Source organism: Frigoribacterium sp. RIT-PI-h (assembly GCF_001297205.1).
GTDB lineage: Bacteria > Actinomycetota > Actinomycetes > Actinomycetales > Microbacteriaceae > Frigoribacterium.
Genome location: NZ_LHOZ01000055.1, coordinates 100,433 through 117,480 on the forward strand (window position 1 = coordinate 100,433; position 17,048 = coordinate 117,480).

Annotated in this window: 15 protein-coding genes and 2 pseudogenes; 4 read left to right on the plus strand and 13 right to left on the minus strand. The window is 71.5% G+C overall.

Translation table 11 applies throughout. The features are described from left to right. Nucleotides 1-32: 32 nt before the first annotated feature. The 9 genes from mnhG to AEQ27_RS05025 all read right to left on the minus strand — a co-directional run bounded on the left by mnhG (nt 33) and on the right by AEQ27_RS05025 (nt 9,927). Nucleotides 33-593: a monovalent cation/H(+) antiporter subunit G gene (mnhG, locus tag AEQ27_RS16435; protein WP_235450980.1), complete on the minus strand. Its 561-nt coding sequence runs from the start codon at nt 591-593 to the stop codon at nt 33-35. Beyond that, entirely contained in the window at nt 590-853 is a 264-nt protein-coding gene (locus tag AEQ27_RS04990; RefSeq protein ID WP_054145652.1) for a monovalent cation/H+ antiporter complex subunit F, read from the minus strand. Before AEQ27_RS04990 ends, mnhG begins: the two co-directional genes overlap by 4 nt. Further along, nucleotides 850-1,470 (minus strand): Na+/H+ antiporter subunit E, encoded by a 621-nt coding sequence (locus tag AEQ27_RS04995; RefSeq protein WP_054145653.1) that lies wholly within the window; start codon nt 1,468-1,470, stop codon nt 850-852. The genes AEQ27_RS04990 and AEQ27_RS04995 overlap by 4 nt, the downstream gene beginning before the upstream one ends. Then, a complete protein-coding gene (locus AEQ27_RS05000) occupies nt 1,467-3,104 on the minus strand; it encodes a Na+/H+ antiporter subunit D (RefSeq protein WP_082383258.1) in 1,638 nt (545 codons plus the stop codon). Before AEQ27_RS05000 ends, AEQ27_RS04995 begins: the two co-directional genes overlap by 4 nt. After that, nucleotides 3,101-3,631, minus strand: a complete 531-nt coding sequence (locus tag AEQ27_RS05005) for a Na(+)/H(+) antiporter subunit C (protein WP_054145654.1) — start codon at nt 3,629-3,631, stop codon at nt 3,101-3,103. Before AEQ27_RS05005 ends, AEQ27_RS05000 begins: the two co-directional genes overlap by 4 nt. Further along, nucleotides 3,628-6,630 (minus strand): Na+/H+ antiporter subunit A, encoded by a 3,003-nt coding sequence (locus AEQ27_RS05010; RefSeq protein ID WP_082383259.1) that lies wholly within the window; start codon nt 6,628-6,630, stop codon nt 3,628-3,630. Before AEQ27_RS05010 ends, AEQ27_RS05005 begins: the two co-directional genes overlap by 4 nt. Before the next feature lie 141 nt (nt 6,631-6,771). Continuing rightward, nucleotides 6,772-7,551 carry a trehalose-phosphatase gene (gene otsB / locus AEQ27_RS05015; RefSeq protein WP_054145655.1) on the minus strand — a complete coding sequence of 260 codons (780 nt, stop codon included), beginning with the start codon at nt 7,549-7,551 and terminating at the stop codon, nt 6,772-6,774. Further along, a complete protein-coding gene (gene otsA, locus AEQ27_RS05020) occupies nt 7,548-9,047 on the minus strand; it encodes an alpha,alpha-trehalose-phosphate synthase (UDP-forming) (protein ID WP_054145656.1) in 1,500 nt (499 codons plus the stop codon). Before otsA ends, otsB begins: the two co-directional genes overlap by 4 nt. A 55-nt stretch (nt 9,048-9,102) precedes the next feature. After that, nucleotides 9,103-9,927, minus strand: coding sequence for a fructosamine kinase family protein (locus AEQ27_RS05025; protein ID WP_082383260.1), 825 nt, complete (start codon nt 9,925-9,927; stop codon nt 9,103-9,105). Between the two features lie 152 nt (nt 9,928-10,079). Between AEQ27_RS05025 and AEQ27_RS05030 the strand changes: the two genes are divergently transcribed. Both AEQ27_RS05030 and AEQ27_RS17110 read left to right on the plus strand, forming a co-directional pair. Next, the gene (locus tag AEQ27_RS05030; protein WP_200908321.1) at nt 10,080-10,985 is read left to right on the plus strand and encodes a magnesium transporter CorA family protein; all 906 of its coding nucleotides are present in this window, start codon (nt 10,080-10,082) and stop codon (nt 10,983-10,985) included. Nucleotides 10,986-11,152: 167 nt separating this feature from the next. Next, nucleotides 11,153-11,743 (plus strand): annotated as a pseudogene (locus AEQ27_RS17110) (sugar phosphate isomerase/epimerase family protein); the annotation flags it as partial. A 188-nt stretch (nt 11,744-11,931) separates the two neighbouring features. Here the strand turns inward: AEQ27_RS17110 and AEQ27_RS05040 are convergent. Further along, a pseudogene (locus tag AEQ27_RS05040) lies at nt 11,932-13,023 on the minus strand (SLC13 family permease); the annotation flags it as partial. A 122-nt stretch (nt 13,024-13,145) separates the two neighbouring features. On the opposite strand from AEQ27_RS05040, the gene AEQ27_RS05045 reads away from it, so the two are divergent. Beyond that, nucleotides 13,146-13,325, plus strand: coding sequence for a hypothetical protein (locus tag AEQ27_RS05045; protein WP_043593989.1), 180 nt, complete (start codon nt 13,146-13,148; stop codon nt 13,323-13,325). A 69-nt stretch (nt 13,326-13,394) separates the two neighbouring features. Here the strand turns inward: AEQ27_RS05045 and AEQ27_RS05050 are convergent, their stop codons facing one another. Continuing rightward, nucleotides 13,395-14,687, minus strand: a complete 1,293-nt coding sequence (locus tag AEQ27_RS05050; protein WP_082383262.1) for a mechanosensitive ion channel family protein — start codon at nt 14,685-14,687, stop codon at nt 13,395-13,397. Between the two features lie 151 nt (nt 14,688-14,838). Between AEQ27_RS05050 and AEQ27_RS05055 the strand changes: the two genes are divergently transcribed. Beyond that, a complete protein-coding gene (locus AEQ27_RS05055) occupies nt 14,839-15,564 on the plus strand; it encodes an alpha/beta hydrolase (RefSeq protein ID WP_235450981.1) in 726 nt (241 codons plus the stop codon). Between the two features lie 64 nt (nt 15,565-15,628). On the opposite strand, the gene AEQ27_RS05060 is transcribed toward AEQ27_RS05055, so the two are convergent. Together AEQ27_RS05060 and AEQ27_RS05065 are read right to left on the minus strand one after the other, a co-directional pair. Next, a complete protein-coding gene (locus AEQ27_RS05060) occupies nt 15,629-15,868 on the minus strand; it encodes a hypothetical protein (protein ID WP_143048533.1) in 240 nt (79 codons plus the stop codon). 226 nt (nt 15,869-16,094) lie between these two features. Further along, the gene (locus AEQ27_RS05065) at nt 16,095-17,009 is read right to left on the minus strand and encodes a glycine betaine ABC transporter substrate-binding protein (protein WP_054145662.1); all 915 of its coding nucleotides are present in this window, start codon (nt 17,007-17,009) and stop codon (nt 16,095-16,097) included. Nucleotides 17,010-17,048 lie beyond the last annotated feature (39 nt).

Consider the following 17,048-nt stretch of genomic DNA (forward strand, 5'->3'; position numbering starts at 1 on the left):
CGGGCCCGCGCCGTCCACCGTGGCCGGAGGCCTCAGAGCTCGCCCGGCTCCCCCGCCGCGGCATCACGTGACCGGGTGCGCCGGCCCTCGTGGTCGCGGGCCTCGTCGTCGCCCTCGCTGTCGTCCAGCCCGGACGAGTCGCCCACCCTGTCCATCTCGACGGCCAGGGCGTCGGCCGACCCGACGGGCAGGTCGGACACGTCGAGATCGGCCACGTCGCCCTCGGTGGTCTCGGCGATCTCGCCTGCCGCCCGTGCCACGGCGTCGTCGAGTTCGTCGACGACCAGCTGGTCCCGCAGCAGGTCGCCGTTGCGATACCCCGCCCGCCCGATCATGTGGGCCGAGATGGGGGCGGTGAGCATCTGGAAGACGAGGACGACGACGAGGGACGCGATCGTGCCCACCGTGTGCTGGTCGAGCGCGATCGCCGCGAGCACGAGGATGAGGCCGAAGATCTGCGGTTTGGTCGCGGCGTGCATGCGTGACAGGGCGTCGGGGAACCTCAGAAGGCCGATGCCCGCCGCGACGGACAGCAGCGCGCCGCCGATCAGCATGATCGAGGCAGCGACCTCGTAGACCGCCTCGGGGATCACGACGGGTCCTGCTTCGAGACGTAGCGCGCCACCGTGATCGAGCCGAGGACGGCTGTCAGCGCGAGCGCGAGGATGACCGGGATGGTCCGGGTGTGTCCGTTGAACACCATGTCGGCGGCGAGGACGCAGATCAGGGTGGTCAGCAGCATGTCGGACGCGATCATGCGGTCGAGGATCGACGGCCCCCGCACGATGCGGATGACCGACGCGAGTCCGGCGAACGCGAACAGCGCACCGACGACGTAGGCGACGACGGTCACGAGGGACCTCCTTCGTGGGACGAGGACGGGCTGACCGGTTCGTGGACCTCGGCGGCGGCCGGGGTGCCGTCGGTTATGCGACGTCGGTCGTCGTCGCTGCCGAGCACCCGGACGAGGCGGGCCTCGACGACCAGGACGCCGTCGCGGACGTCCTCGACCCCGGCGAGGTCCTCGACGGCGAGGGCGTGCAGGTAGAGGATCGACCTCTCGCGGTCGGCCTCGACCACGAGCGACCCGGGCACGAGCGAGATCGCCTCGGCGACCAGGGTCATGATGAAGTCCGACCTCGTGTGCAGCTGGACGGCGACGATGGCGTTCGAGGTCACCCCGCGCGGACGTACGGCCTGCCAGGCGACGATGACGGAGGCGCGCACCAGGTCGACCACGAAGTGCGCCAGGAAGACCACGGCGTACCAGATGTTGAACCGGCCGCTCAGTTCGACCGGCGGCAGGAAGAACACCCGGGTCACGAGCAGCGCCACCGCGACGCCGGTGACGAAGGCCAGGACGGTGAACTGGTTCCACAGGGCCATCCAGAGGACGACCAGTCCGACGAGCAGGGGCAGCTGCCGGGCGAGGCTGCGGCCGACCTCGCCACGGGTGGGACGACCGGTCACGGTGTGCTCCCCTCGTCGGCGGAGTCGGAGGCGGGTTCGGGCTCGGGCGACGAGGGGTCGGACGTCGTCTCGCCCTGCCCGTCGGGGAAGACCGTCTGCACGTAGTCGTTCGATCCGTAGACCCGACCGGCCGCGCGCTCGGCGACGCCGTAGAGCGGGCCGGCGGCGAAGGTGAGGGCGAGCGAGACGAGCACCATGCCGGCGGTCGCGCCCACCATGGTGCGCGGGTTGGTGCGACGCTGTTGGACGGCCACCCGACCCGGGGCCTCCTCGAGGTGTTCGGTGAACGGCGACTCGTGGTCGTCGACGTCGGCCTTGGGTCGCCAGAACGCGAGGTTCCAGGCACGCATCAGGGCGTAGAGCGTGAGCAGCGACGTGAGCGCCCCGGCTCCGATGAGCACGTAGACGAGCGGGTCGTCGAGCCGGGCGCCGGCCTCGAAGAGTGCGACCTTGCCGATGAACCCCGAGAACGGCGGGATGCCGCCCAGGTTCAGCGCCGGGATGAAGAAGAGGACGGCCACGATCGGCGCCGCCTTCAGCAGACCGCCCAGACGGGTGATCGACGCCGTGCCGCCTCGTCGTTCGATCAACCCCGCCCCCAGGAAGAGCGTGGTCTGCACCGTGATGTGGTGCACGACGTAGTAGATCGTCGCCGCGAGACCCTCGACGGTGCCGAGGGCGATGCCGAAGATCATGTAGCCGATGTGGCTGACCAGGGTGAACGAGAGCAGTCGCTTGATGTCGGCCTGGGCCACCGCTCCGAGGATGCCCACGATCATCGTCAGCAACGCGATGATGAGCAAGTAGACGTTCACGTTGCTCTCGACGAACAACACCGTCTCGGTGCGGATGATGGCGTACACGCCGACCTTGGTCAGCAACCCGGCGAACACGGCGGTCACGGGGGCCGGAGCGGTCGGGTAGGAGTCGGGCAGCCAGAACGACAGCGGGAAGATCGCCGCCTTGATGCCGAAGGCCGTCAGCAGCATGACGTGGATGATCGTCTGCACGTCGGGTGGGATGGTGTCCATCTTCTGGGCGATGTCGGCGATGTTGACCGTGCCGAGCGCCCCGTAGATCATCGCGATGGACGCGAGGAACAGCACGGACGACACCAGGCTGACGACGATGTAGACCACGCCGGCCCGGATGCGTTGCTCGGTGCCGCCGAGGGTGATCAGCACGTAACTGGCCACCAGGAGGATCTCGAAGCCCACGTAGAGGTTGAAGAGGTCACCCGCGATGAAGGCGTTGAACACGCCCGTGGCGAGGATGAGGTAGGTCGGGTTGTAGATCGAGACCGGGGCCTCGCCGTCACCGTCGGCCTGGCCCTGCCCGACCGAGAACACGAAGACCGCCAGCAGGACGATCGACGAGATGCTGAGCATGAGCGCGGCGAGGCGGTCGACGACGAGCGTGATGCCGAACGGCGCCTGCCACCCGCCCACCTGCACGGCGATCGCTCCCTGCGTGTCCACGACGACGAGCAGCACCAGGCTGATGACGACGACGAGGGCCAGGGCGACGATCGAGACGACGGCCTGCAGCCGGGGCCGCCGACCGGCGATCAGCGCCGTCGCGGCGCCGAGCAGCGGGATCAGGACGACGAGCGGCACGAGGTAGCTGGTGGTCATGCTCGCTGCCCTTTCTCGTCGTGGTGGGTCCGGTCGTCACGGGACTGCCGGTCGTCGCCCGCCCGCCGGTCGTCGGCCGGGACGGCCGCCTCTGCGCGGCTGCCGAACTCGCTGTCGCCGCCGGCCTCGTCGTCGCCGTCGCCCTGCTCGGACTCTTCTTCGGCCGGGACGCCTCGACGTCCGATCTCGAGGTCCTCGGCGTCGTCCGCGAGGGTGTCGCCCTGGGCGAGTCGCCACGACCGGTAGATCAGTGCGAGCATGAAGGCCGAGATGCCGAAGGTGATGACGATGGCCGTCAGCACGAAAGCCTGCGGCAGCGGGTCGGCGAAGTCGGCCGGATCGGCCTGGCCGTCGACCACGGGGGCCGCGCCGCGTCGGCCGGACATGAGCAGGATGAGGATGTTCGTGGCGTTGCCGACGAGCAGGAAGCCCAGCAGCACCCGGGTCATGCTGCGCTCGAGCAGCAGGTAGACGCCGCAGGCGTACAGCGCGGCCATGACGACGATCAGGACGAGGGAGACGCTCATGCGCGCCCCCGCTCGGTCGGGGGCGTACCGGCGACGGACACGGGGAGCGACTCCTCTTCGGGTTCGGACACCTCGCTCGGGTGGCCGAACGCGTCTTCTTCTTCTTGCCGGTCGACCTCGGCTCCGAGGCTGCGCAGCACGTCGAGCACGAGTCCGACCACGACCAGGTAGACGCCGACGTCGAAGAACGTCGACGTGACGAACTCGACGTGGCCGAGCAGCGGCACCTCGGCCTCGAACCAGGTCGACGTGAGGGCGTCGACGCCGAAGAAGAGCGGGACGAGTGCTGTCGCGGCGACCGTCAGGAGACCGGCACCCAGGAGCTTGCCTGCGTCGAGGGGCGCGGCCGCGCCGAGTTCGTACCGCCCGCCGGCGAGGTACCGCGCCACGAAGGCGAAGCCCGCGACCAGACCGCCGGCGAAACCACCGCCGGGCAGGTTGTGACCGGCGAAGAGCAGGTAGATCGAGACGACGATGATGGCGTGGAAGATCAGCCGGACGACGACCTCGAGCAGGATCGACCGGTTCTGCGGAGCGAGTTTGCGCCCGGCCAGCAGCCAGGCCCGCCGGTCGCCTTCGGTGCTGTCGCCGATCTGCGCCGTCGCCCCGCCGACGGGCACGACCGGGGCCGGCTCGCGCACGGGTCGGACCCGGGCCAGGAAGCGCTGCGCCCGCGTGCGCCGCTCGGGCCGGGGCAGGACGTCGGCGCGGGAGGTCAGGAAGACGAGGCTCGCCACGCCCGTGGCGGCGACGATGAGGACGGCGATCTCGCCCATGGTGTCCCACCCGCGGATGTCCACGAGCGTCACGTTCACGACGTTGCGGCCGTGACCACCGTCGACGGCGAGATCGGGGAAGGCGCCGGAGATGGTGGGGATCGATCGCGCCCCGAGGGCGACGACGGCGATGGCGGCCATGACGGATCCGACCGAGATGCCGATGACGGCTCGGGCCGCCCGGTGGGTGCGCCCGTTGCGCTCGCCCAGGCGGGCCGGCAGCCGACGCAGCACGAGGACGAACGCGATGAGGGTGATGGTCTCGATGAGGGCTTGTGTCAGGGCCAGGTCGGGAGCCCCGTGCAGGGCGAAGAGCGCGGCCATGCCGTAGCCGGTCACGCCGACGAGGACGACGGCCTGGAACCTCTTGTTCGACAGCGCCGACGCGATGGCGCCGATGATCATCAACGCGCCGATGGCGAGCTGGGCCGGGTAGTCCCAGAGCACGGCGGTGGTCGGCCAATCGCTGTTGAGCGCCAGCGTCACCGCCGACGAGGCGATGAAGACGATGAGGATGGTGGCGAGGTAGAACGGCAGCGAGCCGCGCTGCGTCGTCGCGGTCGTCCGGGACGCGGTGCGGTCGATGGTCGCCATGATGCGCACGTACCCGTCGGAGGCGCGGGGCAGGAACGAGACGGCCTTCTGCACCTGCGACACCCGGTCGCGCTGCCAGAAGAGCAGACCGCCGACGGCGAGCGAGATCGCGGTGAAGCCGAGCGCGGGCTCGAGTCCGTGCCACAGCGCCAGGTAGTAGGGCTCGTGCTCGCCCGGTGCGGCGGGGAGCGTGTCGGCGTAGCGCGCGAACACCGGGCCGACCTGGTACGAGACCAGACCGAGCACCACGCCGGCGACGGCGAGGACGATCGGTGACGCGAGGAAGTCCACGTGCTCGCGGACGAAGTCGACCGGCTCGACGCCCTTCTTGCGGCCGAACGCCCCCCAGAGGAAGCGCAGGCTGTACGCGGTGGTCAGGATCGAACCGACGACGACGCCGACCAGGGCGATCACGCCCCAGGCCGACCCGGTCACGGCGTCGTCGTAGAGCGCCGTGAGCACGGCCTCTTTCGCGACGAAGCCGAAGGTCGGCGGCACGCCGGCCATCGAGGCGAGGGCGAGGATCGTGACCACGAGGAGGACGGGCGCCTGGCGACCCAGCCCGCAGAGCTTGCGGAGGTCACGTGTGCCGGTCCGGTGGTCGACGACGCCGACCACCAGGAAGAGCGTCGACTTGAACAGGGCGTGCGCGACCAGCAGGGCGAGCCCGGCGAGTGCGGCGTCTCGGGTGCCGAAACCGACCACGATCGTCAGGAAGCCGAGCTGGCTCACCGTGCCGTAGGCCAGGACGAGCTTCAGGTCGTGCTGGCGGAGGGCGCGGTACCCGCCCAGGATCATCGTGACGACCCCGACGGTCACGATGATCTCCCGCCAGCCGGGCTGGTCGTGGTAGCCGGGGGCGAGCCGGGCGACGAGGTAGATGCCCGCCTTGACCATCGCGGCGGCGTGCAGGTAGGCGCTGACCGGCGTCGGTGCGGCCATCGCGGCCGGGAGCCAGAAGTGGAACGGCACGAGGGCCGACTTCGAGAGGGCTCCGACGAGCACGAGCACGACGGCCACCGTGACGACCGTGCCGGTGGGTGGCTGCTCGACGAGCTGCGACAACGAGCTCGTGCCGCCCTGGACGGCGAGGATCACGAGGCCGACGAGCATCGCGAGCCCACCGGCGGTCGTGACGATGAGGGCCTGCAAGGCGGCCCCACGGCTGGCCTGCTTCGCCGTGTAGTGCCCGATCAGCAGGTACGAGAAGACGCTCGTGGCCTCCCAGAAGACGAACAGGACGAAGACGTCGTCGCTCGTCACGAGACCGTACATGGCCCCGGCGAAGGCGACGAGCACGGCGGCGAACCGGGCGCGGCCGGCCTCGTCGCGCTCGAAGTACCGGGCGCAGTAGACGAGCACGAGGCCGCCGACGCCGGTCACGACGAGCGCGAGCACCCAGGCGAGCACGTCCATGCGCAACGTGAGCGAGATGGCGAGCTGGGGAATCCACGGAACGGCCTCGGTGGGCACCTCGCCCGACAGCACCGCGGGCCCCTGGAACGCCGTGAAGACGAAGGCGGCGAAGGGCACGACGGACGCCCAGAGGAAGAGCGAGCGGCCGAGTCGCCCGCCGACGCAGGCCACGACGACGGCCGCCACGGCGAACGTTGTCAGGACTACGATCACGGGGACCTCCGTCGGCTGGCGACCTCGTCGAACCGGCTCGGCTGAGCGGCGGCGGGGAGTCGCGGCGGGGGGTCCAGACTACCTTGCAGTCGGCTGGGAATGCTCAGATCCGGGCATCACACCCGTGCAAGTCATGCGGTGTCAGGCATGCCCCAGGTGCTCGCGCAGACCGGCCAGTTCGACGAGCAGGTCGGCCATCGCGGCGGGATCGGCGACACGGTGCATCGCCCCTGTCTCGCCCGGGCCGACCTTGATCGACAGGTCGCCCTCGCCGAGCGCCCGGAAGCCGTCCTCGTCCGTCACGTCGTCCCCCGCGTAGAGGACGCCCGTGGCCTCGACGGCCTCACGGAGTCGGTCGATGCCGTCGTTCTTGCCGGTCGCCCGGACGGCGAACTCGAGGACGTTCTTGCCGACCCGCTCGTGCATGCCGCCGAGGGCGCCGACGGCCTCGCGGGCCGCCGTGTGGACGGCCTCGGTCGTCGCGACGTCCGCGAGCCGTGTGTGCAGGGCGAGGCCTGCGGGCTTCTCTTCCACGAAGACGCCCTCACGCCCCTCGGCCGCACCGTGGACGGCGTCGGACAGGCGCGCGCGGGCAGCCTGCTCGTCGTCGGTCAGCGAGGTCTCGTGGCCGTCGACCCGCACCTCGATGCCGTGCGAGCCGACCAGCAGCACCTCGTCGGGGGTCTGGCTGACCTCGACCAACGACGCGAGGTCGCGTCCGGACACCAGGGCCACCGTGGTCTGGTCGAGGGCCGAGAGACGCGTGATCGCGTCCAGGGCCGCCGGCAGCGCCCGGGCCTGCAGGGGCGCGTCGACCTCGGGGGCCAGGGTGCCGTCGAAGTCGAGGGCCACGAGGAGGCGCGGGGTCGTGGCGAGACGACCGAGCGCGTCGCTGAGCGCCAGGGAGTCGGAACCGGTCACGAGGCGTCGCCGCCCTTCGCGCCCGAGGCCGGTGCCGGCGTGATCTGCTGCCCCGGTCGCACGTTCTCGAGGGCCTGGAGGAAGGACGCCGACCACTTGGCCACGTCGTTCTCGAGCACACGACGGCGGAGGGCCCGCATGCGCGTGGTGCGGTCCCGCTTGGGCATCTCGATGGCGCGCATGATCGTGTTCTTGAGGCCGCCGATGTCGTGCGGGTTGATCAGCAGGGCGCTCTTGAGCTCGTCGGCCGCACCGGCGAACTCGCTGAGCACGAGCACGCCGTCGTTGTCGCGACGCACCGCCACGTACTCTTTCGCGACCAGGTTCATGCCGTCGCGCAGGGCCGTGACCAGCATGATGTCGGCGGCGAGGTACAGCGCCACCATCTCTTCGCGGGGGTAGCCGTGGTGGTGGTAGCTGATGGCCGTGTGGCTCATGGTGCCGTAGTCGCCGTTCACACGGCCGACGGTCAGCTCGATCTCGTCGCGCAGCTGCTTGTACGTCTCGACCCGCTCGCGGCTCGGGCTCGCGACCTGCACGAGCGTGGCGTCCTCGACGCTGAGCCGACCGTCGGCGAGCAGCTCGCCGAACGCCTTCATGCGATGCCGGATGCCCTTGGTGTAGTCGAGCCGGTCGACGCCGAGCATGATCGTCTTGGGGTTGCCGAGGCCCTCGCGGATCTCGCGGGCCCTGGCCTGGACGTCGGGTCGGGCGGCGAGCTCTTCGTAGCTGGCGGCGTCGATCGAGATCGGGAAGTGCTTCGCGAGCACCCGGCGCACCTTCGTGCCGCGGCGCGACACGGGCGCGGACTCGTCGTCGACCGGCACCTCGATGTAGGGGCGCGTCGTCGAGTAGCCGAGCAGGTGGCGGACGGCGCGCGAGAAGTTCGACGCGTCGTCGGCCCGCTGGAAGCCGATGACGTCGGCGCCGAGCAGGCCCTCGACGATCTGCTGCCGCCAGGGCAGCTGCGAGAAGATGCCGAGCGGCGGGAACGGGAGGTGGGCGAAGAACCCGATGGTGACGTCGGGTCGGGCCTCGCGCAGCATCTTCGGCACGAGCTGCAGCTGGTAGTCCTGCACCCAGATGGTGCCGCCCTCTTCGGTGATCTCGGCGGCCCGGTCCGCGAAGCGCTGGTTGACCTGCACGTAGGACTCCCACCAGACCCGGTGGTAGGTCGGGGCCGCGATGACATCGTGGTAGAGCGGCCACAGCGTGTCGTTGCTGAAGCCCTCGTAGTAGCGCTGCACCTCGTCGGCGCTGAGCAGCACGGGCACGATCTCGATCCCGTCCGCCTCGAAGGGCTCGCACTCGAGGCCGGGTTGCCCCGCCCAGCCCACCCACGCACCGTCGTTGGCCTTCATGACGGGCTCGAGGGCCGTGACGAGACCGCCGGGCGAGTGCTGCCACGACGCCGCTCCGTCGTCGGCGACGACCCGGTCGACGGGCAGGCGGTTGGAGACGACGACGAAGCCGTAACGTTCGGGGGGGTCAGGCATGGGGGTGGGTCAGCTCCTGTCGGATCGCCCGCACGAGCGCGGGACGGCCAGATTATCAGCGGGGTCCCCCGCCCCCCCGGTCGCCCGGCGGCACCCCGCCCCGACCGGGTCCGGCGCGGCGCAGGGGCGCCTGAGCCGCCCTGACCAACGCCACGCCGTAGCTCGGCCCGTGACCGGCGGCGTGCACGGCCAGCGGCTGCAGCTGGCGGAGGGGCACGCGGCCCTGCCACCCCTCCCCCAGCGGCGAGCGAGCCTCGTAGCCGGCCAGTACGTCGTCGAGGTGCGGGCAGCCGAACAACGCCAGCATCGCCAGGTCGGTCTCGGGGTGCCCGCCGTGGGCGGCCGGGTCGATGAGCACGACTCCGCCGCCGTCGAAGAGCACGTTGCCGGCCCACAGGTCGCCGTGGAGGCGAGCCGGCGGAACCTCGTCGTCGAAGGCGCCGTCCGCGACGACGCGGCACGCATGCTCGACGACCTCGAGGCCCGCCCGGTCGAGGTTGCCCGCCTCGACGGCGACGCGGGCGTACGGCAGGACCCGCTGCTCGGCGTAGAAGACGCCCCAGGTCGCCTTCGGTCGCACGGTCAAGGACCGGCTGCCGATGAAGCACGGGCCCGTCCACCCCCGAGGAGGCGCGCCGAACGCGTCCGCGCCGCTCGCATGGGTCACCGCGAGCGCCTCACCGAAGGCCCGGGCGGCCTCGGCCGTGGGGCGGACCTCGTGCACGGGATCGAGATCGATGCGCCCCGGGGACGCGGACTGCACGCCCACGGTGCGCGCGCCTCCTCGGGGCGTGGCCTCGGCGAGCCAGGCGAGCCCGGCCGCCTCGGCCTCGAAGAACCCTGCGGGGGCGTCGGCACGCTGCTTCGTGTACGAGGTCACGGGAATAGCATGCGCCTCATGACCGACCCCGTCCCCCGCGCACCGAGGGGCCCCACGACACCGCCGACGAGGGCCACGAGTCCGACACGACCATCGTCACGCGCGCCTGCCGCGGGGGCGAGCTGATCGCCCACGACTTCCCGCTGCACGAGGTGAGCGACCACCTCGAGACCGACGGCTGCCACGTGTGGATCGATCTCACCGACCCGACCGCCGCCGACCGCGCCGCGCTCGAGGACGAGCTCGGCCTGCACGAGCTCGCCGTCGAGGACGCCCTGCAGGACGGGCAGCGGCCCAAGATCGACCGCTACGACAACCATCTGTTCACGGCCCTCTACGACGTGCGCTTCGACCGTGCCAGCGGCGTGCTCGACACGAGCGAGGTGAAGGCGTTCATCACCGAGCGCGCCCTCGTGACGATCCACCATCCCGAGTTCGACGTCGCCCGGCTGCAGGCGACCTTCGACCAGAACCGCGACCTGGCGTCGCACGGCGTCTCGTACTTCCTCTGGGGGCTGCTCGACTGCGTCGTGGACCGGCACTTCGACGCCACGGACGCGCTCGACGACGAGATCGAGGGCATCGCCGACGACCTCTTCGACCCGGCTCCCCGCACCATCGACGTGCAGAAGCGCTCGTTCGCCCTGCGCAAGAGCCTCGTCCAGCTGCGGCGGGTGGCGTCGCCGATGCGCGAGGTGCTGAACACCCTGCTGCGCCGCGACCTGAAAGAGGTCGACTCCGACATGCAGCCGTACTTCCAGGACGTCTACGACCACGTCCTGCGCGTGGCCGAGCAGAACGACTCGCTGCGCGACCTCGTCTCGACCATCCTCGACACGAACCTCAACCTGCAGTCCAACCGCATGAACCTCATCATGAAGAAGGTGACGAGCTGGGCGGCCATCATCGCCGTCCCCACGGCGATCACGGGGTTCTACGGGCAGAACGTGCCGTACCCGGGGTTCCAGTCCCCCGCCGGCTTCGTCACGTCGTGCGTGCTGATCGTGGCGATCGGCGGCCTGCTCTGGTGGCAGTTCAAGCGTCGCGACTGGCTGTAGTCCGCCGTTCCCGCACTGTTCACCGCGGGGTCGACGCCGCCCTGCCGTACCGGTCGTAGCCTGGCCGCGTGATCACGGTCGGAATGAGCACGTCCTGCGTCTTCCCGCTGTCGACCGACGAGGCCTTCCGGCTCGCTCGGCTCACCGGCTTCGACGGGGTCGAGGTGATGGTGACGGCCGACCGGACGACCCGGCGCGCCGCCCCCCTCCGTGCGACGACCGCGCGCTGGGGCCTGCCCGTGCTCCCGGTGCACGCCCCCGTGCTGCCCGCCGCCCACTCCGCCTTCGGCCGGGACCAGGTCGACAAGCTCCGCCGGTCGGCCGAGCTGGCCCGCGAGCTGGGCGCCTCGACCGTCGTCGTCCACCCGCCGTTCGTCTGGCAGAGGTCGTTCGCGGCCCGCTTCGTCGCCGTCGTCCGCGAGATCGCCGCGGCGACGGGCGTCACCCTGGCGGTCGAGAACATGTTCCCCCTCCGGTTCGGGCCGGTGGGGTTCGACGCCTACCGCCCCGGGCCCGACCCCGTGGCGAGCGACGTCGACGCGGCCACCCTCGACTTCTCGCACGCCGCCGCCGCCGCACGCGACGCCCTCGACCTCGCCCTGGCGCTCGGGCCCCGGTTGCGCCACGTCCACCTGACCGACGGCGTCGTGTCGTCCCGGCCGGGAGGGCTGCACGACCAGCACCTCGTCCCGGGCCGCGGGACGCAGCCGGTCGCCGAGGTGCCCACCCACCTGGCCCGGTCGGGCTGGTCCGGCGTCGTCGCCGCCGAGGTGCACACCGCCGGGGACGAGGAGGCGCGGCTCGGCCAGCTGAGGCGGACGCTCGCCTTCGCGCGTCGTCGCCTCGCGGCCGCCCCCGCGCCGGGCGTGAGCGCCCGACGCCCGCAGCCGCCCAGGACCGTCGCGACGACCGCGCGCGGCACGGCGACCGCCGCCACCCCGAGCCCGGCGAGCACGAACCGTCCCCACGCGACCTCGACGCCCATCGACGACAACCGGGAGTGCCAGAGCAGCGTCGCGAGCGAGGCCCACGGCGTGACGAGGCAGCCGATGTTCACCCCGACGAGCACGGCGACGAGCCGCAACGGTGATCCGGCCACCGGCTCGAGGGCGAGGTAGGCCGGCGGGGTGGGCGCGACGTTCGCGGCGGCGGCGCTGCCCCCCGCGGGCCGCAGCAGGGCGGGCAGCTGGTCACCCGGGCCCCCCACGGCGCCGGGCAGATCGGCGAGGCCGGGCGGGGGGGCGGCCTCGACGACGAGGAAGGGCCCGCCGGCGAAGGGCAGGGTGCCCCACGGCACCAGACCGAGCCGCAGGACGCCCCGACGCCGTACGGCCGTGGCCACGACGAGCACGAGCGCCGCGACCGCTGCGGGGATCCACACCTCGACGCCCGAGACGAGAGCCGGCACGAGCAGTCCCGTCGCGACCGCGGCCACACCGAAGAGCACGCGATCGGCCACGGGCTCGGACGACGGCGCCTCGAACCGGCCGACCAGCTGACGGCGGTAGCGCAGTCCGATCGCCACGACCGGGACGACGACGCCCACCACGGCGGCCGGCGCGACCAGGGCGGCGAACTGCACGGGGGCCGGCGAGCCGAGCTCGTGCAGGGCGAGCAGGTTGGTGAGGTTCGAGACGGGCAGCAGCATCGAGGCGCAGTTCGCGAGCCACACCGTGGTCAGGGCGAACGGCATCGGCGGCAGGCCCGCGTGCCGGGCGACGATCACGACCACCGGCGTGAGCAACACGGCCGTCGTGTCGAGCGAGAGAAACACCGTGCACAGCACGGCGAGCGCCACGACCAGGAGCCACAACACGACCACCCGGCCGCCGGCGAGTCGGGCCGAGGCGGACGCCAGCCAGGCGAAGAGTCCGGCCTCCGCCGCCAGCTCGGCGACGATCGGCAGGCCGACGACGAACCCCAGCACGGGCGCGACCCGCTCGACGAGGGCGAGCAGTTCGTCGCCGGTGAGGACCCCGGTGACCACGGCCACGAGGCCGATCGCCACGAACACTCCTCCGAGCACGGCAGTGCGCACGGCATCCTCCTCCGACCGCGGGACGCACCGGCACGGGACGCCGGGCAGCTCAACCTACCCCCACCCGGACTCGTGCGACGTCACGCGGTACCGTGGTCCAAACGACCCCTGGGAGCCCCACCGTGCGCAAATTCCTCTTCAACGGCGCGATCATCAGCGCGATCTTCTCCGGCATCAGCCTCCTCAAGAGCCTGAGCGCCGGGCCGCGTGACTGGCGCCTCGCCCTCATGGCGATCAGCTGGGCGGCGTCCACCGCGATCGCCGTGGGCAACGTCATCGAGGCCGCGAACGACGACGACTGACGTCCGCCGAGACACCGAGGAGGCGCGTCCCGCTCTGGCGGGGCGCGCCTCCTCGTCCGTGTGGTCGCCTCAGCGACGCTCGCCGACGCCGGGCGTCGGCCCGGCCGGGTCACCGTCGGGACGGCCGACGGGCAGGCCGCCGGGTCGGCCCGCGACGTGCGGGTCGTGTTCCGCCTCGGCGCCGAGCGAGGCCTCGTACTCGGCGATGTCGTGGATCGGGATGGCCGCCGTGAAGAGCGCGGTGCGCTCGGAGTCGGCGTTGTCGCCGCTGAACAGACCCGAGGCGTCCGACGTCGAGCGGGGAGCCCGCCCGGTCGGCACCGGTTCGGCCTCGACCATCTGCACGCGCGTCCGCGGGATCGACTGCGGGCTCTTCGCGTGCAGCCAGGCGATGAGGTCCTCGCGGACGAGGCAGCGCAGGTCGAACAAGGTCGGGGCGTCCTTCGCCGTGACCAGCACGCGGACGCGGACGTAGCCGGCCTGGGCGTCGGTGACCTGCAGCACCTTGGTGCGCCCGTCCCAGAGGTCGGTGCCCGCGAGGATCACGTCGAGCTCCTTCCGCATGGCGCCCGGGTCGACGCGCCAGTCCAGGTCGAACTCGACCGCGCCGAGCAGCTCGCTGTTGCGCCGCGTCCAGTTCTCGAACGGCGTGGTCGTGAAGTAGGTCGACGGCAGCACGAGTCGGCGGTCGTCCCAGACGTGCACGACCACGTACGAGAGCGTGATCTCTTCGATCAGGCCCCACTGCCCCTCGACCACGACGACGTCGTCGATGCGGATCGCGTCACTGAAGGCCAGTTGGATGCCGGCGAAGACGTTGGCCAGCGTCGACTGCGCCGCGAGGCCCGCGACGACCGAGACCAGTCCCGCGCTCGCGAGGACGCTCGCGCCCACCGCCTCGACGCCCGGGAACCCGAGCAGCACGGTGCCCGCGGCGAGGATCACGATCAGGGCCACGGTCAGCCGCCGCAGGATGAGCACCTGCGTCCGGACGCGACGGGCCACCCGGTTGTCGGGGGTGTCGACCCGGTAGCGCGACAGCCCGAGGTCTTCGAAGAAGATCGCGAGGGCGCCCACGAACCAGGCCACGACGACGATGATGGCGCACCGGAAGGACTGCGAGACCCAGCCCTCACCCGGGTAGTCGGCGGGCAGCAGCGAGTCGAACGACGTGGTCAGGGCGACGACGAGCAGCACGACGAGCAGCGTGGCGCGGAACGGGCGACGCATGCGCTTCACGAACGCCTGCGCCCATTCCTTGCGCTTCGCGACCACGCCGACGACCGCACCGACGCCGGCCGAGACGACGAAGGTGAGGACGACGGCGGCGACGAGCGAGATGACGAGTTGTATCCAGGGCATCCCTCGAGCCTGTCGCATCACGCACGGCTCCGTCCGGGCTCGGCCCTGGGACGATGGAACGGTGAGACGATCCACAGCTTCCCGTCACGAGCCCGCCACACCGTCGACGCCCCCGCGTCACCGGTCACGACGGCGACGCGTGCTCAAGGGGGTGGCACTCGCGCTGTTCGCCGTCGTGGTGCTCGCCGTCACGGGCTTCTTCGTGTGGGCCAAGACGCCGATGTCGGCGACGGCCGCCTCGCTCGCCTCGGTGTCCGCCGACGAACGGGTCGAGGTGACGAGCAGGCCCGACACGGTCGTGATGCGACCGGCCGAGACGACGGCCACCGGCCAGGGTCTCGTCTTCGTCGCCGGTGCCCGGGTCGACCCGCAGGCTTACGAGCAGACCTTCGCGGGGCTCGTCGCCACCGGCATCACCGTCGTCGTCGAACGACCCACCCTCGGGTTCGGCATCCTCGACCCCCGTCCGCTCTCGACCTTCACCGACCTCGCCCCGGAGGTCGACACGTGGGCCGTCGGAGGCCACTCGCTCGGCGGCGTGCGCGCCTGTCAGTACGCCGCCGACGACCGGACGGTGGACGCGCTGGTGCTCCTCGGCTCGTATTGCGCGACCACCGACCTCTCGGACGACGACGAGCTGGCGGTCCTCAGCCTCGGGGGTTCCGAGGACGGTCTGAGCACCCCGGCGAAGATCGCGGAGTACCGCGACATGCTGCCGGGCAGCGCGTCGGTGGTCGAGATCGACGGGTCGAACCACGCGCAGTTCGGCAGCTACGGCGAGCAGTCGGGCGACGGTTCGGCCACCATCTCGGACGAGGCGGCGCGCGACCGGATCACGCGCCAGCTCACGTCGTTCTTCGCCGGCGTCGGTGGCTAGGCTCCCCCGCGTTCGTCAGGCCTGATCGAGGGGCCGCTCGGGAGCGACCCGACGCAGCGGTGGATCAGATCGAGCGTTTGCGCTGCCGCAGGGCCTCGAGGGCCAGTCCCTCGGAGGGGTACCGCCCGACGACCTCGCCCCAGCGGGGGTCGGCACCGCGCAGGGCGACGAAGGTGCCCTGCTCGGCCCGGACGTGGCCGAGCACGCGGTCGGGGGTCGACACCTGGACGAGGTCGGACGAGACGGTGCGCGTGATGACGCGGGCCATTCTCCTCAGGACGTCGGTCGGTGCGGTGGTGCTCACGGGTGGTGCCTCTCGTGGTGCAGGTGCTGATGGTGCGCGGGCGTCTCGGTGACGTCCGCCGACGACGCTACCCGCGCCTCCCGGGGTGTGACCTCGGGGTTGGCTGTGCGTCGGGTGTCGTCCGGCTGTGCTTTCACCCGGCTCCGCGTCACCCGGCCGATCGCCCGGCACGACGACGCCCCGGGCGAGCGGGGCTCGGCCGGGGCGACGTCGTGCAGGGATCGGATCAGCTGGTGAGGCCGTCGACGTAGTCCTGGTTCTCGGAGATCCACTTCTCGACGACGGGGGCGTAGTCGTCGCCGTCGACCGCGTCACCGTTGAACATGGCGTTCTCGAGCGACGACAGGGTCTCGGTGTCCATGTCGAAGCCCTGCAGCCACTCGGTCAGCTGCGGGAAGTTCGCCGTGAAGCTCTTGCCACCGAACGAGTGGATGCCCTCGGCGTCGCCCAGGGTGCCCTCGGGGTCGGCGAGGTCCTTGATCGGGAAGGCGTCGTAGGCCCAGTGCGGGCTCCAGAGCGTGACCGCGATGTTCTCGCCCGCGTCGGTCGCGCTCTTCAGCTCGGTGAGCATGGCGGCGGTCGACGAGGTCTGCAGCTGCATGTCGTCCAGGCCGTAGGTGGGGATCGTCTCGTCCTGGACCGCGGCGGTGAGGCCGGCCCCCGGCTCGATGCCGACGATCTTGCCGCCGAACAGGTCGGCGTTGGCCGCCAGCTCGTCGAGCGAGTCGATCGGGGCGTCCTCGTTCACGGCGACCGCGAGCTTGGCGCCGTCGTTCCAGGCGCCGAGGTCGGTCAGGTCGTCACCGTACTGCTCGATGTACGACGCGTGGGTCGTGGGCAGCCAGGTGTCGAGCACGACGTCGTAGTCGTCGGTGGTGAGGCCGCTGTAGACGGGAGCGACGTCGGCCGGCTCGAGGTTGACCGTGTAGCCCTTCTCCTCGAGGACGGTCTTCCACAGCCACGAGGCCGCGATGCCCTCGTCCCAGCCGTTGAACACGGCGAGGTCGACGACGGCCTGGTCGCCGTTGTCGAGCGTCTCGGCGTCGGCCGACGAGCTGCTGCCGGGGGGCGAGCAGGCTGCGAGTCCGAGGACGGCGGTGGTGCAGAGGGCGATCGATGCGGCGATGGTGCGCTTCTTCATGTGGTCCTTTCGGGTGGTGCAGGAGGCGCGGGTCAGCTC

Bases quoted from the DNA above. Each gene is read 5' to 3' on its own strand.
- AEQ27_RS05065 (WP_054145662.1), bottom strand. From the start codon at position 17,009: ATGAAGAAGCGCACCATCGCCGCATCGATCGCCCTCTGCACCACCGCC.
- AEQ27_RS05005 (WP_054145654.1), bottom strand. From the start codon at position 3,631: ATGAGCGTCTCCCTCGTCCTGATCGTCGTCATGGCCGCGCTGTACGCC.
- AEQ27_RS05050 (WP_082383262.1), bottom strand. From the start codon at position 14,687: ATGCCCTGGATACAACTCGTCATCTCGCTCGTCGCCGCCGTCGTCCTC.
- AEQ27_RS05000 (WP_082383258.1), bottom strand. From the start codon at position 3,104: ATGACCACCAGCTACCTCGTGCCGCTCGTCGTCCTGATCCCGCTGCTC.
- otsA (WP_054145656.1), bottom strand. From the start codon at position 9,047: ATGCCTGACCCCCCCGAACGTTACGGCTTCGTCGTCGTCTCCAACCGC.